General features: G+C 60.5%; 16 protein-coding genes. 10 read left to right on the forward strand and 6 right to left on the reverse strand.

What is annotated here, in order from left to right:
• Positions 1-3: 3 nt before the first annotated feature.
• Both pfkB and ptsP read right to left on the reverse strand, forming a co-directional pair.
• Positions 4-960, reverse strand: a complete 957-nt coding sequence (gene pfkB, locus GSR16_RS04710) for a 1-phosphofructokinase (RefSeq protein ID WP_159875382.1) — start codon at positions 958-960, stop codon at positions 4-6.
• Positions 957-3,461 (reverse strand): phosphoenolpyruvate--protein phosphotransferase, encoded by a 2,505-nt coding sequence (gene ptsP, locus GSR16_RS04715; protein WP_159875383.1) that lies wholly within the window; start codon positions 3,459-3,461, stop codon positions 957-959. Before ptsP ends, pfkB begins: the two co-directional genes overlap by 4 nt.
• Positions 3,462-3,662: 201 nt before the next feature.
• On the opposite strand from ptsP, the gene GSR16_RS04720 reads away from it, so the two are divergent.
• Entirely contained in the window at positions 3,663-4,697 is a 1,035-nt protein-coding gene (locus GSR16_RS04720; RefSeq protein WP_240902600.1) for a LacI family DNA-binding transcriptional regulator, read from the forward strand.
• A 78-nt stretch (positions 4,698-4,775) separates the two neighbouring features.
• On the opposite strand, the gene GSR16_RS04725 is transcribed toward GSR16_RS04720, so the two are convergent.
• Complete coding sequence (locus GSR16_RS04725; RefSeq protein ID WP_159875384.1) at positions 4,776-5,681, reverse strand: LysR family transcriptional regulator; 906 nt, start codon at positions 5,679-5,681, stop codon at positions 4,776-4,778.
• A gap of 92 nt (positions 5,682-5,773) precedes the next feature.
• Here GSR16_RS04725 and GSR16_RS04730 point away from each other — a divergent pair, with 92 nt between their 5' ends.
• On the forward strand, positions 5,774-7,291 hold the full coding sequence (locus GSR16_RS04730; RefSeq protein ID WP_159875385.1) for an MFS transporter: 1,518 nt from the start codon (positions 5,774-5,776) through the stop codon (positions 7,289-7,291).
• Positions 7,292-7,343: 52 nt separating this feature from the next.
• Here the strand turns inward: GSR16_RS04730 and GSR16_RS04735 are convergent, their stop codons facing one another.
• The 3 genes from GSR16_RS04735 to aroA all read right to left on the reverse strand — a co-directional run bounded on the left by GSR16_RS04735 (position 7,344) and on the right by aroA (position 9,804).
• The gene (locus GSR16_RS04735) at positions 7,344-7,892 is read right to left on the reverse strand and encodes a cytochrome b (protein ID WP_159875386.1); all 549 of its coding nucleotides are present in this window, start codon (positions 7,890-7,892) and stop codon (positions 7,344-7,346) included.
• 74 nt (positions 7,893-7,966) lie between these two features.
• Entirely contained in the window at positions 7,967-8,413 is a 447-nt protein-coding gene (locus GSR16_RS04740) for a pyrophosphohydrolase domain-containing protein (protein WP_159875387.1), read from the reverse strand.
• Positions 8,414-8,517: 104 nt separating this feature from the next.
• Entirely contained in the window at positions 8,518-9,804 is a 1,287-nt protein-coding gene (aroA, locus tag GSR16_RS04745; protein WP_159875388.1) for a 3-phosphoshikimate 1-carboxyvinyltransferase, read from the reverse strand.
• Between the two features lie 277 nt (positions 9,805-10,081).
• Here aroA and cmk point away from each other — a divergent pair, with 277 nt between their 5' ends.
• The 8 genes from cmk to rfaE1 all read left to right on the forward strand — a co-directional run bounded on the left by cmk (position 10,082) and on the right by rfaE1 (position 17,571).
• Positions 10,082-10,750, forward strand: a complete 669-nt coding sequence (gene cmk / locus GSR16_RS04750) for a (d)CMP kinase (RefSeq protein WP_159875389.1) — start codon at positions 10,082-10,084, stop codon at positions 10,748-10,750.
• 95 nt (positions 10,751-10,845) lie between these two features.
• Entirely contained in the window at positions 10,846-12,537 is a 1,692-nt protein-coding gene (rpsA, locus tag GSR16_RS04755) for a 30S ribosomal protein S1 (RefSeq protein WP_240902601.1), read from the forward strand.
• Between the two features lie 7 nt (positions 12,538-12,544).
• Positions 12,545-12,859 (forward strand): integration host factor subunit beta, encoded by a 315-nt coding sequence (locus GSR16_RS04760; protein ID WP_045846200.1) that lies wholly within the window; start codon positions 12,545-12,547, stop codon positions 12,857-12,859.
• Between the two features lie 141 nt (positions 12,860-13,000).
• Entirely contained in the window at positions 13,001-13,294 is a 294-nt protein-coding gene (locus GSR16_RS04765; protein WP_159875390.1) for a LapA family protein, read from the forward strand.
• Between the two features lie 67 nt (positions 13,295-13,361).
• Positions 13,362-14,522, forward strand: coding sequence for a lipopolysaccharide assembly protein LapB (lapB, locus tag GSR16_RS04770; RefSeq protein WP_159875391.1), 1,161 nt, complete (start codon positions 13,362-13,364; stop codon positions 14,520-14,522).
• Between the two features lie 18 nt (positions 14,523-14,540).
• Complete coding sequence (gene pyrF, locus GSR16_RS04775) at positions 14,541-15,287, forward strand: orotidine-5'-phosphate decarboxylase (protein ID WP_159875392.1); 747 nt, start codon at positions 14,541-14,543, stop codon at positions 15,285-15,287.
• Complete coding sequence (locus tag GSR16_RS04780) at positions 15,284-16,603, forward strand: UDP-glucose dehydrogenase family protein (protein WP_159875393.1); 1,320 nt, start codon at positions 15,284-15,286, stop codon at positions 16,601-16,603. Before pyrF ends, GSR16_RS04780 begins: the two co-directional genes overlap by 4 nt.
• A gap of 5 nt (positions 16,604-16,608) precedes the next feature.
• Positions 16,609-17,571, forward strand: coding sequence for a D-glycero-beta-D-manno-heptose-7-phosphate kinase (rfaE1, locus tag GSR16_RS04785; RefSeq protein WP_159875394.1), 963 nt, complete (start codon positions 16,609-16,611; stop codon positions 17,569-17,571).
• The last annotated feature ends 11 nt before the right edge of the window (positions 17,572-17,582 follow it).

Consider the following 17,582-nt stretch of genomic DNA (forward strand, 5'->3'; position numbering starts at 1 on the left):
GGTTTAGGACAAGTGCTGCACTTCCACTTGCCGTGCCAGTTGTTCCACCTGGCTGCGTTCCGGCAGGTGCGGGCCGATGCGGGCCAGCTTGGCGGTGGCAAAGGCCACGGCCAGCCGGGCGCGGTCTTCACCGGCCAGGCGCTGGTGGCGCGCGGCGCTGAGGCCAGCCACCAGTGCATCACCGGCACCCACGGTGCTCAGCGGGTTCTGCACCGGCAGGCGGGCCAACAGGGCCGGGCCGTCATCCAGCACAAACAGTGCGCCTTGTTCGCCCAGCGACACCACCACCTCGGCCACACCGGCCTGTTGCAGTTGGCGCGCGCAGGCCAGTACGTCTGGCAGGGTGGGCAGGGCATGGCCAGCCCATTGCTCCAGTTCGTGGCGGTTGGGTTTGATGCAGTCCGGCAGGCTGGCGCGTGGCGCAGCCAGTGCGCAGGCCAGCGCGGCACCGCTGCTGTCCAGCAGCACATGGGCACCCCATTGGCGCAGTTTGCCGATCAGCAGGGGGAGCTGTTCCGGCACCAGCCCCTGTGGCAGGCTGCCGGCCAGTACAATCTGGCTGCCCGGATTGACGTCTGCCGCCAGCAGGGTCAGCAGGCGTTCCCATTGCACCTCGCCTACGGTCAAACCCGGCAGGTTGATGTCGGTGGTGCTGGCATTGGCCTGATCGGACAGCTTGATGTTGACGCGGGTGTCGCCCGGCACGCGGATGAAGCGGTCGGCAATGCCCTTGTCCTTGAACAGCACTTCAAATGCATCGCTGTTATTGCGTCCCAACAGGCCGGTGGCCAGCACCGGCAAGCCCCAGTCGGCCAGGCAGCTGGCTACGTTCACACCCTTGCCGCCGGCATTGCTGGTGCTGGATAGTGCCAGATTGACGCTGCCGGGCTGAAAATCCTGCACGCACACCGTCTGGTCGATGGCCGGGTTCAGGGTGATGGTGATCAGCGGGCCGTTCATGACAGCAGGCTCTGCAGGGCGCGCACTTCTTCGGCGCTGTCGCAATCCAGCGCTTGCTGCGCCAGCTCGGCCAGTTTGGCAAAGTCGCTGCCACGCAGGCGGGCCTTGACGCTGGCGATGTCACGCGGGCTCATCGACAGTTCGTTGACACCCAGACCGGTGAGCAGGGCGGCACCGAAGGGGTCGCCGGCAATGCCGCCGCACACGCCTACCCAGCGGCCATGCTGGGCAGCACCTTGTACCGTCTGGTGGATCAGGCGCAGCACTGCCGGGTGCAGGCTGTCGGCTTCGGCGGCCAGCTCCGGATGCTGACGGTCGATGGCCAGTGCGTACTGGGTGAGGTCGTTGGTGCCGATGGAGAAGAAGTCCACATGCTCGGCCAGCTTGTCGGCCAGGGTGGCGGCGGCGGGCACTTCCACCATGATGCCGATCGGCACCACCGGGGCGTTCAGCTCGCGGCGAATGCCTTCGCACAGGCCCTTCAGGCGGGTGATTTCCTTCAGCGAGGTAATCATCGGGAACATGATGGACAGCGGCTGGCCACCACGGGCGGCGCGGTACAGCGCACGCAGCTGCGGTTCCAGCAGGTCGCGGCGGCGCAGCAGCAGACGGGCACCACGCATGCCGAGGAAGGGGTTCTCCTCGTGCGGCAGGTTGAGGTAGGGCACTTGCTTGTCGCCGCCGATATCCAGCGTGCGCACGATCAGCGGGCGGCCTTCCAGCGCCTGCAGCATGGCCTGGTAGGTGGCGAACTGTTCTTCTTCGTCCGGGCTGTCGTCACGTTCCAGGAACAGGAATTCGGTACGCATCAGGCCCACGCCTTCGGCACCGGCGGCGGTGGCGGTGGCCACCTGGTCCGGGCGGTTGACGTTGGCAGCCACTTCCACGCTGTGGCCGTCACGGGTCTGGGCCGGCAGGCTGCGTTCGGCTTCTTCGCGTTCCTTGCGCAGCTGCTGTTGCGCCATCCAGTCGCGGGCGGATTTCAGGTCGGCTTCGCCCGGATTCAGGTAGAGGCGGCCAGCCTGGCCATCCAGAATCGCCGCCGTGCCATTGGCTACGCCAAGCAGGCCGGGGCCGCCGGCTACCAGTGCCGGCAGGCCGAGGGTGCGCGCCAGGATGGCGGTATGGGAAGTCGGGCCGCCCTGAGCGGTGGCCAGGCCAATCACCTTGTTGGTATCCAGCCCGGCGGTGTCGGACGGCGACAGGTCGCTGGCCAGCAGAATGCAGTTGTCCGGCAGGTCGGACAGGGTGGTTGCTTGCAGGCTGGGGTCGATCTTGCCCAGCACGCGGCGGCCCACGTCGCGCAGGTCGGCGGCACGGGCGGCCAGCAACTGGTTGCCCAGCGCGGCCAGACGGTCGGCCAGGCGCTCCACGGCCTGATGCCAGGACCAGGCCACGCCGTGGCCTTCCACCATCAGTTGGCAGGACAGGGTGATCAGGTCGGTATCGCTCAGCAGTTCGGCCTGGGCCTTGAAAATGGCGGCTTCGGCATTACCCAGACGCTGGGCGGTGTCTTCGGCCAGCTTGGCCAGTTCGGCGCGGGTATCGGCCAGCGCGGCATGCAGTTTGTCACCAGCTTCGGCCAGGGCCAGCGGGTGGTCGGGAATTGCCGGCAGGCCGTGGGTCAGCACATGCACCTGACCGATGGCCAGACCGGGGCTGGCACTGATGCCGGCCACTTCCAGCGGGTGGCCCGGCGGCTGCCAGTTGTTTTCGCTACGCTGGGCCTGGGCTTTTTGCGCGGCCAGTGCGGCGTCGGTTTGTTCCTGCGCAGTCAGGCGGGTCATCACCCCTTGCAGGGCTTGCAGCAGGGCGGCGGCATCGCTGCCTTCGGCGGATACCACCAGCCGGTCGCCGCGTTGCAGGCCCAGTTGCAGCAGGGAAATCATGTTCTTGGCGTCGGCTACATGGTGGCCGTGACGCACTTGTACCTGTGCCGCGTACTGGCGGGCGGTTTCCACCCAGGCGGTGGCCGGACGGGCATGCAGGCCATTGGGGTAGTCCACTTGCCATTCAAACATTTCGGCCAGATCGCCAGCCGGCTGCTGCGGCGCAGCCGGTGCGGCAGCGGTGTCGGACAGGGCGGCAATCAGGTCTTGCGGGTTGCTGGTGGCAAACAGCTGCTGCAGGAGGGGTTCGTCTTGCAGCAAGCGGGTGAGCCGACGCAGCAGCTGGATGTGTTCGTCCGATTGCGCAGCAATGGCAAACAGCAAATGGGTGGTCTGGCCAGGATTCCATTCCAGACCCTGCGGAATCTGCAGGATGGCAATGCCGGTGCGCTTGATCAGGTGGCGGTCTTCCACCATGCCGTGCGGAATGGAGACGCCATGGCCTAGAAAGGTATTGGCCACGGCTTCGCGTGCCAGCAGGCTGTCGATATAGGCGGCGTCAATACAGCCGGCATTGGCCAGCAACTGGCCGGCCTGGCGGATGGCATCTTCCTTGCTGGCCGGAGCGGTGGCAAGGCAAATCAGTTCCGGATGGATCAGATCGTGCGACATCGGGAGTGGTCTCCTGGTACTGTTATTTTGCTGCATTGCACCCAAAAATGGGCTGTGCTGGCTATTGTCTGGCGTTGCGTTGCTGGCATTGAAATCGATTACACAACACCTGTCAATATTGATCGTAGATCATCTTGATCAAACACGACTTCAATCTTTAATGATCCTTGTAATTAAAGGCTTGCAAAGCATTTTTACTTGATGCAGGATCACGACAACCTGACTGAAAACGATTGCAAAATGACGGTACGCATCAAGGATGTAGCCCGGGCTGCCGGGGTGTCGGTGGCGACAGTGTCACGGGCGCTGGGCGATGGCCCGGTTAGCGATGAGCTGCGCAAGAAAGTGGAGGCTGCCGTGGCCGCCACCGGCTATCTACCCAATCTGTCGGCACGTCGGCTGCGCTCTCAGCATAGTCATACCATTGGCCTGATTGTGTCTGATATCCGCAATCCCTTCTTTACCGCGGTCAGCCGGGCGGTGGAGGATGCTGCTTACGCGGTGGGCATGCGCGTTATCCTGTGCAATACCGACGAAAATCCGCAAAAAGAAGCCATGTACCTGCGCCTGATGCAGGAGGAGCGGGTCACCGGGGTCATCTTCGCCCCTACCCGTGCCACCGCGCAGAAGCTGGACCCGAAGCAACTGGGCTTCCCGGTGGTGCTGATCGATCGTGCTGCGCCGCCGGGGCAGGCTGATGCCGTGGTGCTGGACAATGCTGAAGCAGCCAGCCAGTTGGTGGAGCATTTGCTGCAACAGGGCTATCGCCGCATTGGTGGCCTGTTTGGCAACACCAGTACCACCGGGGCCGAGCGCCATGCCGGTGTGCTGGCTGCCATGCAGCAGCATGGTTTGCAGGCAGAAGCACGCTTTATCGCTCCCACGCCGGAAGCAGCGGAGCAGGCGATGAATGACTGGTTGCGTGAGTCTTCGACGCCACAGGCGTTGATTGCCAGTAATGGCTTGGTGTTGCTGGGCATGTTGCGCGGTGCGCGTAAGGCCGGTATTGCCATTCCGCAGCAGCTGGCGCTGGCCGGTTTTGACAATGACAACTGGACCGAGCTGGCCGGACCCGGCCTGACGGTGATCGAACAGCCGGTGTACGACATTGGCCGCACCGCCATGAAGATGCTGCTGGAGCGGCTGGAAGACCCGGCACGCAGCGCGCGCAAGGTGGTGCTGTCCGGGCGCTTGATCGAACGCGGCTCAACCATGCGACTGCCGCAGGACAAGTAGTGTTGCCAACCATGTCGGCAAGCTAGTAGTGCAATGGGCGCCAGGGAGCGCCCATTTTCTTGCTGCTTGCATGAGAGTTCAGAGTGCTTCCAGGCTGGCAAAGCGCTGCTCCAGTCCATCCAGCAGCAAGCGGGTCTTGGTGGGTAGCAGGCTGCGATTGGGAATGAGGGCGTAGGCTTTCAGTGGGGGTAATTGCCAGTCGGGCAGAATCTGCTCCAGCAGCATGGCAGCCTGTGCTGCAGCAAAATTGCGCGATACCAGGCAGATCCCGCGCCCGGCAATGGCGGCCTGCAGCCGCAGACCCGCATTGGCGCTTTGCAGCAACAGCGGCTGCGTCAACTGGTAGTGTCGGCCATCAGCATGCCGGAATTGCCAGGGCAGGGCGGTAGCGGCCCCTAATAGCGGCCAGTCGGCAAGTTCTGCCGGGTGTTGTGGTCTGCCGCGTTGCTGCAACAGGGCTGGCGCAGCAAACAGGCCTTGCTGCAAGGTATACAGACGCTTGCCCAATTGGCCGGAATCCGGCAGCGGCTGGCTGGTCATCACAAAACTCAGGTCGTAGCCACTGCTGAGTGGGTCGATCAGGCTGCTGACTACATCCACTTCGATATGCAGAGCTGGGTGGGCCTGCATGATGTCGCACAGCACCGGGCTCAGGTGCAGGCTGGCAAATTCATAGGGAGATGCAATGCGCAATGTGCCGCTTAGCGGCGCTTCGGCATGGCCTTGCAGATGGTCGGCGATGTCTTCCAGTCGTGAAAACAGCGGCCCGATTTCTGTCAGCAACTGAAAGCCGGCTTCGGTCAGGCGCAGGCGGCGCGTGCTGCGTTCCAGCAAGCGCAAACCCAGTCTTTGCTCCAACCGGGAGATTGCGGTGCTGACTGTCGATTTGGGCAGTTGTAACCGTTCGGCCGCCCGGCTGAAACTACCCAGTTGCGCTACACAGCCAAACAGATGCCAGTCATTCCAGTCGTTTGTACGTGACATTGAATAATCATTTCAAAAATGGCAGTTTATTCAACATAGCATGGTCACTATAGTGACTGCGACACCATACCTTTTCCCGAGCTTTCTGTTTGATGCCTGATTACCCCGTTTTGCTGCAAGCCCATCCCGAATGTCGCCCCTGGCAGGTTCGGCTGTTTGGCCTCACCCTGGGTCTGGTGACTGGGGCGGATTTTGTGGCCGTCGGCATGATGGGGGTGGCGGGCGGGGCGATCCAGGGCGGGGTGGCGGCGGCTCCGCAGGAATATCTGTGGGCGCTGACCAGCTTTGCCGTGGGCGCGGTGCTGGTCAACCTGCTACTGGGGCGCTTTGCCACCCTGATCAGCTATCGCCGCTATACCCAGTGGGCCTTGCTGTTGTTCATGGCTGGCAGTGTGGGCTGTGCCCTGGCTGAAGGCATCACCAGTCTGGCGCTGGCGCGGCTGTTTCAGGGCGTGGGCGGCGGCGGGCTGTTTACCGCCTCGCGCATTCTGTTGCAGCTGGTGGCTCAGCCCAGAGAGCGCAAGCCGCTGATGTATGGTTTTTTGCTTGGGCTGTTCGGACTGTCCGGCATTGCTCCCTGGCTGTCCGCTCTGCTGGTGGAAGACTGGGGCTGGCAGGCCATCTTCTGGCTGCAGGCCGGCTTTGTCCCGCTGTTGCTGGTGCTGGTCAATATCAGCTATCCACGCAATGCCGGTATGCCTACGCGTACCCAGGCTGGAGAACTGGACTGGCTGGCGGTGGCGGCATTGGGGTTGGGCGCGTTGCTGGTCTTGCATACGCTGGAGGATCTGCGTTTTCTGCGATTTTCTGCCCGGCCCGGAATGTGGCTGGCCTTGCTGGCTGGTGTGGCCTTGCTGTTGCTGGCCTGGCGGCGCCTCCATACCCACCCGGACCCCTGGTTGCAACTGCATGCGGTATTGCGACGGCGTTATCTGATGGGGCTGGCTTTTTATGCGCTTTACTACCTGTGCAACGGGATTTGGTCTTACCTGCTGTCTGCCATGCTGCAACACGGGCTGGGTTTTGACTTTGTTACCACCGGCTGGGCCATGAGCATGGGCAGCCTGGTGACGGTGGTGATGGCATTGTCCTATTTGTATGCCAGTCGCTGGCTGACACGGCGTCATCATGTGCTGGCACTGGGTTTTGGCCTGCTATTGCTCTGTAGTGTGTGGCTGTCACACGTGGCCATGCCTGGCGCTGCACTGGCCAGCGTACTGCCAGCCATCCTGCTGCACGGCCTGGTGCCGGTGCTGTCGGTATTGCAGATTGCGGCCATGACCTATGCCGAGGTGCAGGCAGAGGATTTTGCCCATGCCTATCAGCTGAAAAACATCCTGCGTGAACTGGCCATGGCCATGGGAACCGGTTTGGCTGCCTTGCAGTTGCAAGCGGGAGAGTCAGTGGCCCGCATGAGCCTGCTGGATCGTCTGGACGCCCTCAGCCTGAGGCACTGGGGAATGGGGCTGGACCTGCCTGATCTTGCGCGTTTGTCGGCCCAGGTGACGCAGCAGGAGGTATTGATTGCCTGCGACCACGCCTTGCTGGCCCTGGCCTTGCTGTCCGGACTGGCCATGGTGATGGCGCTGTGGCAAAGGGATTTGCGCTGATGCAGTGCAGTAAATGCAGACACCCCGTCAAGGCGGGGTGTCTGCGTGGATATCAGGGGCGAATCGGCCCGGTCAGACGGGTGAGGGTGTCGTCCTTGACAAAGCGGTGGTGCCAGACTGCCGCTGCCGCATGGAAAATGGCCAGCCACAGCAAGAGGTTGCCCAGCGCCTCGTGAATTTCCTTCAGGTTGTGCGCGGTTTCCTTGCCCAGTGAGAAGAACACCGGCAGCGTGCTACCCAGGAAAACCACATCCTTGCCATTGCCCTGCACAATGGCGATGCCCAGTACCGGCAGGGCCAGCATCAGTGCATACAGCAACCAGTGTGCCGCGTGAGCCAGCAGCATGGCGGCCGGCTGCGGTGCCGGGGTGATGTCAGGTACGCGGTTGGCCAGTCGCCACAGCAGGCGCGGCAGGAACAGCAACAGCACGATGATGCCAGCCTGGAAATGGCCGGACTTCAGGAAGTCACGCAGCGGGCTACCCTTGGGCGCAATATCCTTGAATTCGATGAAAACCAGTGCGGCAATCACGGCCAGTGCACTCAGCCAATGCAGGGCACGTGCCAGACGGCCATAACTGTGTTGCGAATTTTTCAGCATATTAAGTTCCCCTTGACCATGGGTGAGTCCAGATTGATTGGATGAGATGTTAATCAGCCTTTATTAAAGCAGACTTAATCCTGCCGGCTATTGTCCATGCTTGGCAAAACTGAGCAACGGATGACTGCAAGCTTGTCGGCAGGCTGCCAGCCATCAGGCTTCAAGATCTTGCCATCAGCGCGGCGCACCACCTTGCCATTTATCTGCTTGCGCAGGTTGGCCTGGTGGATGGCATCGGTCATGGCTTCCACTGGCATGCCTTGCGACAACAGCAAGCCGGTCAGTACGTTCAGTACATCCACACCCTCTGCGGTAAGTTCGGCCATGCGGCGTTGTTGCTCATCCCTACTGCATGCGCCCATTTGTTTGAATTCTTGCAGCGCATGCAGGAACTCGGCCATTTCTTCGTGCAGCATGTTTTCCCACATTGCCAGCGTGTTGCAATGCAGGCCGGGCTGACTGGGGGCCGGTAGGTCGAACTGCTGCATGAATTCGCGGCGAATGGCGTAGAGATTGCTCATCTTGTTGTATCTTTGTTTGTGTTGATATCTATATATTGTGTTTTTTGATGATTATTGGCAATAAAAAAGCCCGCAGAACGGGCGTGGTGCTGGTGTGGGTGTAGTCAGCCGTGCAGGGTGGCCAGGACCTCGAAGTAGTCCGGGAAGGTCTTGGCCACGCATTTGGGGTCGTTGATGATGACCGGAGCGCCCAGTAAGGAAACCAGCGAGAAGCACATGGCCATGCGGTGGTCGTCGTAGGTATCGATCTGTGCATCAGCTATCAGGTGGGCGGGCGGGGTGATGCGGATGTAGTCCTGGCCTTCTTCCACGGTGGCACCCAGCTTGCGCAGCTCGGTGGCCATGGCGGACAGGCGGTCGGTTTCTTTCACGCGCCAGCTTTCGATATTGCGCAGCGTGGTGGTGCCATCAGCGGCCAGCGCAGCCACGGCAATGGTCATGGCGGCATCGGGAATGTGGTTGAGGTCGACATCAATGGCCTTGAGCTTGCCGTTGGCAGCCGCTTCAATCCAGTTGTCGCCCATGGTGATGGAAACGCCCATCTGGCGCAGGGTGTCGGCAAACTTCACATCACCCTGAATGCTGTTGTTACCCACGCCTTCCACCCGTACCGGGCCACCGGCCAGTGCACCTGCGGCCAAGAAGTATGATGCGCTGGAGGCATCGCCCTCTACATGCACCTCGCCCGGAGAGATATAGTGTTGGCTGCCCGGAATGACGAAGCGCTGCCAGCCCTGGCGTTCTACCCGTACGCCAAAGCGGGACATCAGGTTGAGGGTGATTTCGATATAGGGCTTGGAGATCAGCTCGCCGACCACTTCGATGGTGGCGGTTTCTCCGGTCAGCGGCAGCGCCATCAGCAGGGCAGTCAGGAACTGGCTGGAAACATTGCCCTTGACCGGAATCACTTCGCCAGCGCGCAGGCTGGCCGGGCTGATCGCCAGTGGTGGATAGCCGGGGTTGCCCTGATAGCTGATGTCGGCACCGGCAATGCGCAGTGCATCCACCAGGTCGCCGATCGGGCGTTCGTGCATGCGTGCCACGCCGGACAAATGATAATTGCCCTGCATCAGCGCCAGTGCGGCGGTCAGCGGACGGAAGGCGGTGCCGGCATTACCCAGGAACAGGTCGGCGCTCTTGACCGGAAACTCGCCACCCACACCCTGCACCCGGAAATCACGGCTGTTGCCGATCTGCTCTACCTGCACGCCCAGCAGTCCAAGCGCCGCCTGCATATGGCGGATGTCGTCCGAATCCAGCAGGTCGCGTACCAGCGTGCTGCCGCTGGACAGTGCCGCCAGCAGCAAGGTGCGATTGGAGATGCTTTTGGAGCCGGGCAGTTTGATGGTGCCGGCAAGGTGCGGAGTCGGAGTGAGGCGGAGCTGTTCCATGGCGTGGCGTCGAGTCTCTGTAGTGTCTTGTTCAGGTTGTCCGGGTCTTGTCATCACGCACAGTGCCTGCGGACAGGTGTTGTGCGTTGTGGTCCATCACTGTAAAGGGCGTCGGGGTAACGTGCAAACTACAATCTTGCCGATTGGCAGCATTTGTCACCGCCTCAGTGCAGAAAATCCGGCCAGAGCCGTTCCTGATGGCAGGGGGCTGCGCTAAAATCGACATTTTGGTGATGTGCTGCGCATCACTGCCTGCAACTGGATGCAAATCAAGCCCATGTCTGTTCCTGTCATTACCATCGATGGTCCTTCTGCCTCCGGCAAGGGAACTGTCGCCGCCATTGTTGCCCAGCGTCTGGGCTTTCATTATCTTGATTCCGGTTCGCTCTACCGCCTGCTGGCCCTGCATGCACGCAGGCTGGGGGTGGCTTGGGAAAACGAGCCTGCGCTGGCTGATCTTGCCATCCGTTTGCCCGCCGCGTTTGAACAGGGGGCGGTGTTGCTGGATGGCAACGACGTCAGCATGGATATCCGTGCCGAAGAAATTGGTAACGGGGCATCGAAAGTGGCCGCTCTACCGGCGGTACGGGCTGCGTTGTTGCAGCGCCAGCGTGATTTTGGCGTGGCTCCGGGCCTGGTGACCGATGGCCGGGACATGGGTTCGGTGGTGTTTCCGCAAGCGGCCGTGAAGATTTTTCTGACCGCCAGTGCCGAAGAGCGTGCATCTCGCCGCTATAAGCAGTTGATCGGCAAGGGAGAATCTGCTAACCTCCCGCAGATTAAGCAGGACATTATTGATCGGGATACGCGTGACGCGGCCCGACCAGTAGCGCCGCTGCGCCAAGAGCCGGACGCCTTTCTGCTCGACACCACGGAGCTTACCATCGACCAGGCGGTCGAAACGGTCCTCCGCTGCTTCGGGCAGTACCAGGCCTCCGGCGTATGATTTTTTAAAGGGGTAATTCTTGCTGCACTGCAAGAGGCACCCTGTGTTCAACCCTAACCCCGCACACCGCAAGGTGTGCACCGAGAGTAAGCTTGATGACTACCCTCTCCATGGAAAACTTTGCCCAGCTGTTCGAAGAAAGCCTGACCCTTCACGACATGCGCGTGGGCGAGGTGATCACTGCTGAAGTCGTTGCAGTTGATTCCAACTTCGTAACTGTAAATGCCGGCCTGAAGTCCGAATCCCTGATTCCGGCCGAAGAATTCAAGAACGACGAAGGCGTTGTTGAAGTTGCCATCGGCGACTTCGTGACTGTTGCCATCGACGCGCTGGAAAACGGTTTTGGCGAAACCAAGCTGTCCCGTGAAAAAGCCAAGCGTCTGGCTGCATGGGTTGAGCTGGAAGAAGCGCTGGAAACCGGCAAGATCCTGTCCGGCCTGATCAGCGGCAAGGTCAAGGGTGGCCTGACCGTTATGGTCAACGGCATCCGTGCCTTCCTGCCGGGTTCCCTGGTTGACGTACGTCCGGTTAAAGACACCACTCCGTACGAAAACAAGAACATCGAATTCAAGGTTATCAAACTGGATCGCAAGCGTAACAACGTGGTTGTTTCGCGTCGTTCCGTTCTGGAAGAAACCCTGGGCGAAGAGCGCAAGGCTCTGCTGGAAACCCTGAAAGAGGGCGCCGTTATCAAGGGTATCGTCAAGAACATCACCGACTACGGTGCGTTTGTTGACCTGGGCGGCATTGACGGCCTGCTGCACATCACCGACCTGGCATGGCGTCGTGTGAAGCATCCGTCCGAAGTTCTGGCTGTTGGCGACGAAGTAGAAGCCAAGGTCCTGAAGTTCGACCAAGAGAAGAACCGTGTATCCCTGGGTCTGAAGCAACTGGGCGAAGATCCGTGGGTTGGTCTGTCCCGTCGCTACCCGGCCAGCACCCGTCTGTTCGGCAAGGTAACCAACCTGACCGACTACGGTGCCTTCGTTGAAATCGAACAAGGTATCGAAGGCTTGGTGCACGTGTCCGAAATGGACTGGACCAACAAGAACGTACACCCGTCCAAGGTAGTTCAGGTTGGTGACGAAGTTGAAGTCATGATCCTGGAAATCGACGAAGACCGTCGTCGTATCTCCCTGGGCATGAAGCAGTGCCTGGCCAACCCGTGGAACGAGTTTGCCGACAACTTCCACAAGGGCGACAAGCTGAAGGGCGCGATCAAGTCCATCACCGACTTCGGTGTGTTCGTTGGTCTGCCGGGCGGTATCGACGGCCTGGTTCACCTGTCCGACCTGTCCTGGAACGAAACCGGCGAAGATGCCGTGCGCAAGTTCAAGAAGGGTGACGAGGTTGAAGCCGTTGTTCTGTCCATCGACGTGGAAAAAGAACGCATCTCCCTGGGCATCAAGCAACTGGAAGGTGATCCGTTCAACAACTACGTTGCCATGAACGACAAGGGCGCTCTGGTCAAGGGTACCGTGAAGGCTGTTGATGCCAAGGGCGCTGTTGTGTCCCTGGACATGGACGTTGAAGGTTACCTGCGTGCTTCCGAGCTGTCCCGCGACCGCGTGGAAGATGCCCGTACCCTGCTGAAGGATGGCGAAGAAGTGGAAGCCGTGATCATTGCCGTGGATCGCAAGTCCCGCAATATCAGCCTGTCCATCAAGGCCAAGGATGCTCAGGAAGACAGCACCGCCATGAAGAACCTGTCGGTTGACAGCGCTTCTGCCGGTACGACCAACCTGGGTGCCCTGTTGAAGGCCAAGCTGTCCGGCTCCAACGAGTAATTGCATCATGACCAAGTCTGAGCTGATCGCGCGGCTGGCAGAACGTCTTGCCGAGCGCAATTCTCAGTTGGTCTACAAAGATGCTGAGCTGGCCGTCAAAACCATTCTGGATGCGATGGCCAGCAACCTGGCACAGGGTAGCCGCATTGAAATCCGCGGCTTCGGTAGCTTCGACCTGAACTACCGTCCGCCCCGCGTGGGCCGGAATCCGAAATCAGGTAGCAGTGTCTCGGTTCCTGAGAAATATGTGCCGCATTTCAAGGCCGGCAAGGAGTTGCGCGAACGGGTGGATCTGTCCCTGCTGGAACAGACCCAAGCCTGATTGGCGTGACCGCTGGTCTCGCAAGCCAAAACAAAGCGCCGCTTTTGCGGCGCTTTTTCTTTGTTTGACCCTGCTCTTGCTTGGGTTGCAGCAGACTATCGTTTAAACTTGCACTCCGGTTACCCTCTCCGAGTAAAAAGCATGCGCTACATCGTGCGTATCATCGAATTGGCCCTGCTGGTTTTCCTGATTGCCGTTACCGTGCAAAACAGCCACATGGTCGAATTCAAGCTGTTCTTCGGCCAATCCTGGTCGGCACCGCTAATTGTCTTCCTGCTGGTGTTCTTTGTTGCTGGTGCTGCTGTTGGTTTGTTGGCCACATTCTCCTATTACCTGCGCATGCGCAAAGAGCTGTCCCAGCTCAAGAAGGAATTGCGCAGCCGTCCGCCCAGCAGCAAGGTTGCCGTCGATCCCAGCGATGCACTGGCCGACTGACTCAGCTTTCTCCTGATGCCGCCTGCGTTGCGGTACGGATTCTTACTCTCCTTGAAGGAAGTTTTCTTTGGAACTGGATTTGTGGTGGCTGCTGCTGCTTCCGGCTTTTTTTGGTCTGGGCTGGCTGGCTGCGCGGGTAGACATGCGCACGGTGCTGAAACAGGCCAAGTCGGTACCGACCGGGTTTTTCCGTGGTCTGGATGCCTTGGTGGACGACAAGACCGACATCGCCGCCCAGGCGCTGGCTGAGGTTTCACGCCAACAGGGTTCCGCACCCGAACTGCAACTGACGCTGGGTAAGCTGTATCGCAAGCGCGGTGAGAACGATCGTGCCATCCGCCTGCATCAGCGCATGCTGGAATCGTCCGACCTGCCGGCCGAGCAGCGCGATATCGTGCGCAACGAACTGGCGCAGGACTTTCGCAAGGCCGGTCTGGTGGACCGGGCCGAGGAAATCCTGCTGAAACTGTTGAGTGGCAACATGACACTGGCCGCCCGCCGGCAGTTGCTGGATATCTACCAGCAGGATAGAGACTGGCAAAAGGCCATTGAAACTGCCAGGGAATTGCGCAGTGATGCCCATTCCTTCCAGCATGAAGTGGCGCAGTTCTACTGCGAGCTGGCACAGGGCGAACTGTACCGGTCGAATTACCCGGCCGCCCGCACTCTGGTGGCCGAGGCGATGCAGGTTAATCGCAAATGTGTGCGCGCCAGCCTGATTCTGGGTGATATCGAATTTGCCGAAGGCAAAATCGAAGCCGCCATTGCGGCATGGCAAAACATTGAGAAACAGAATTACGAATACTTGTCGATGGCGGCCGAGCGCCTGTTCGATGCCTACGAAAAGCTGGACAAGCCGCAGGAAGGCATTGCCTTGCTGCAGGGCTACCAGAAAACCTTCCCGCAGCTGGAACTGACGGATCTGCTGTACCAGAAGCTGTCGGCCTATGAAGGCGAAGAGCGGGCGCTGGATGTGGCGCGTCAAGCCGTGCATGCCCGGCCCAGCCTGATGGGGGTGTACCGGCTGATCGAAGCGCAGATGGACGAATTGTCGCCGGAAGGGCGCATGGATGCCGAAGTGGCCCGTGCGCTGATCCAGAAGCATGCAGCGCGCCTGACCGTGCACCGCTGCAAGTGTTGCAATTTCCGCTCGCGGGCTTTCTTCTGGCATTGCCCCGCCTGCGGCGAGTGGGAAAGCTTTACGCCCAACCGCTCGGAAACTCATTGATTGTATTCAGGAGAAGACATGAATCCGCTAATTGCCGCCGGTCAGTACCAAGAGCCGGTATCTCCTGTCGTCGTGGCACTGGATTTTGCCGATGCGCCGTCGGCTCTCGAATTTGCCGCCCGGCTTGATCCGCAACAGTGCCGGCTCAAGGTGGGCAAGGAGCTGTTTACCGCCAGCGGTCGCAGCCTGGTGGAAAGCCTGGCAGCCCGTGGTTTTCAGGTATTCCTTGATTTGAAATTCCACGACATTCCCAATACCGTGGCACAGGCTTGCAAAGTAGCAGCCGATGCCGGTGTCTGGATGGTGAATGTGCACGCTTCCGGCGGCCGCCGCATGATGGAAGCCGCGCGCGAAGGCCTGGCGCAATACAGCCAGCGCCCGCTGCTGATTGCTGTTACCGTGCTGACCAGCATGGAAGCCGCTGATCTGGTGGATATCGGTATTACTGCTTCTCCGCAGGAGCATGTGCTGCGACTGGCTACCCTGACCCGGGATTGTGGTCTGGATGGTGTGGTGTGTTCCGCACAAGAGGCTCCAATGCTCAAGTCGGCACTGGGTCAGGACTTCAAGCTGATCACCCCGGGCATCCGCCTGGCCGACAGTGCTGCAGACGACCAGCGCCGGGTGATGACGCCGGTGGCTGCGCTGCAGGCGGGGGCTGATTATCTGGTAATCGGCCGCCCGATCACCCGTGCCGATGCGCCGCTGGATGTGCTCTGCAAGATCAACGGCGATATCGCCAGCTATCGGGCTTCCCTGTCATGAAGATCACGGTTGTTGGTTCCGGTTATGTCGGCCTGGTAACGGGTACTTGCCTGGCTGAAGTCGGCAATCATGTGCTGTGTCTGGATGTGGACCCGGCCAAGATCGCTACCCTGCAGCAAGGCGGCATTCCGATTTACGAACCCGGTCTGGACGACATGGTGCGGCGCAATGTTGCCGCTGGCCGCCTGTCTTTCACTACTGATATTGGCGCGGCAGTCGAGTTTGGCGAAATCCAGTTCATCGCGGTGGGTACGCCGCCGGATGAAGATGGTTCCGCCGATTTGCAATACGTGCTGGCAGCTGCCCGCAATATCGGTCTGTATATGACGGAGCCCAAGGTAGTGGTGGACAAGTCCACTGTGCCGGTGGGTACTGCCGACAAGGTAAAGGCACAGATTGCGGCCACTCTTGCCGAGCGCGGTGCCGACATCGCCTTCAGCGTGGTGTCCAATCCCGAATTCCTCAAGGAAGGTGCGGCCATCGAGGACTTCATGAAGCCCGACCGCATCGTGGTGGGCGCTGAAGACGAACGTGCCATCGAGCTGATGCGCCGCTTGTATGCGCCGTTCCAGCGTAATCACGACCGTATCCTGTTCATGGACGTGCGCTCTGCCGAGCTGACCAAATATGCTGCCAACGCCATGCTGGCCACCCGTATTTCCTTCATGAACGAGCTGGCCAATCTGGCGGAAGACCTGGGCGCAGATATCGAACTGGTACGCCGTGGCATCGGTTCCGATCCACGCATCGGCTATCACTTCCTCTACCCTGGTGCCGGTTATGGCGGCTCCTGCTTCCCCAAGGACGTTAAGGCGCTGGTGGCCAGTGGTCGTGAGCAAGGCCATGCCATGCGGGTGCTGACTGCGGTGGAAGAAGCTAACGAGGCGCAAAAGCGCCGCTTGGTGGACAAGCTGGTCAAGCGCTTTGGCGACGATCTGAGTGGCCGTCACTTTGCCATCTGGGGTTTGGCATTCAAGCCGAATACCGATGATATGCGCGAGGCTTCCAGCCGTGTGATTGTTGCCGAACTGGCCCGCCGTGGTGCAACCGTGGCCGCCTATGACCCGGTTGCCGCAGAGGAAGCCAGACGCGTGATGGGCGATACGCCCGGCCTGCGTTTTGCCGACGACATGATGGCTGCGCTGCAGGGGGCGGACGCTCTGCTGATCGTCACCGAATGGAAGATGTTCCGCGCGCCGGACTTCGACGCCATCAAGGCCAGCCTCAAGCAGCCGGTGATTATTGATGGCCGCAATATGTACGACCCCGCCTGGCTGCGTGAGCTGGGCTTCGACTATCAGGCGATAGGACGCTGAAGAGCATGAATCTGTTGCAACAACTTGGACTGGATCGCAGCAAGCTGGCTGCCGAGCTTGCTGGTGCCCGCGTATTGGTGGTAGGGGATGTGATGCTGGACCGTTACTGGTTTGGCGATGTCTCACGCATTTCGCCGGAAGCGCCGGTGCCGGTGGCGCGTATTGGCCGCATGGAAGAGCGCGCCGGCGGTGCCGCCAATGTGGCGCGCAATATTGCCAGCCTGGGCGGCCAGGCTTCCATTTTGTCGGTGGTGGGCGATGACGAGGCTGCCACTGCGCTGGAACGGCTGATGAAGGACGATGGCATCACCACCTTGTTCAAACGGGATGCTGCCATTTCCACCACCATCAAGCTGCGGGTGGTGGCGCGCCAGCAGCAGTTGATCCGGCTGGATTTTGAAGATGCGCCCAGCCATGAAATCCTGGCTGACAAGTTGGAACAATACCAATCGGTGCTGGCTAGCCACGATGTGGTGATCCTGTCCGATTACGGCAAGGGTGGTCTCACCCATGTAGCACGCATGATCGAGTTGGCCCGCGCAGCCGGCAAACCGGTGCTGATCGACCCCAAGGGCGACGACTACGCCAAGTATGCCGGTGCCACCCTGCTGACGCCCAATCGCAGCGAATTCAAGGAAGTGGCAGGCAGCTGGCAGAACGAAGAGCAGCTGATTGCCAAGGCGCAGGCTCTGCGCAGCCAGTTGCAGCTGGATGCACTGTTGGTGACCCGCAGCGAGGAGGGCATGACCTTGTTCCGCCCCGATGGCGCGCTGCACCAGCCTACCTTCGCCCGCGAAGTATTCGATGTCTCTGGTGCCGGCGATACGGTCATCGGCACCCTGGGCCTGGCCATGGCTGCCGGTCTGCCCCTGCCGACAGCCATGAGCCTGGCTAATGCCGCTGCCGGCATCGTGGTGGGCAAGCTGGGCACCGCCGTTTGCACACAGCAGGAACTATTTGCCAGTTAATCTGGCCTGGA

The sequence above is a fragment of the Aquitalea denitrificans genome (assembly GCF_009856625.1).
Lineage (GTDB): Bacteria > Pseudomonadota > Gammaproteobacteria > Burkholderiales > Chromobacteriaceae > Aquitalea > Aquitalea denitrificans.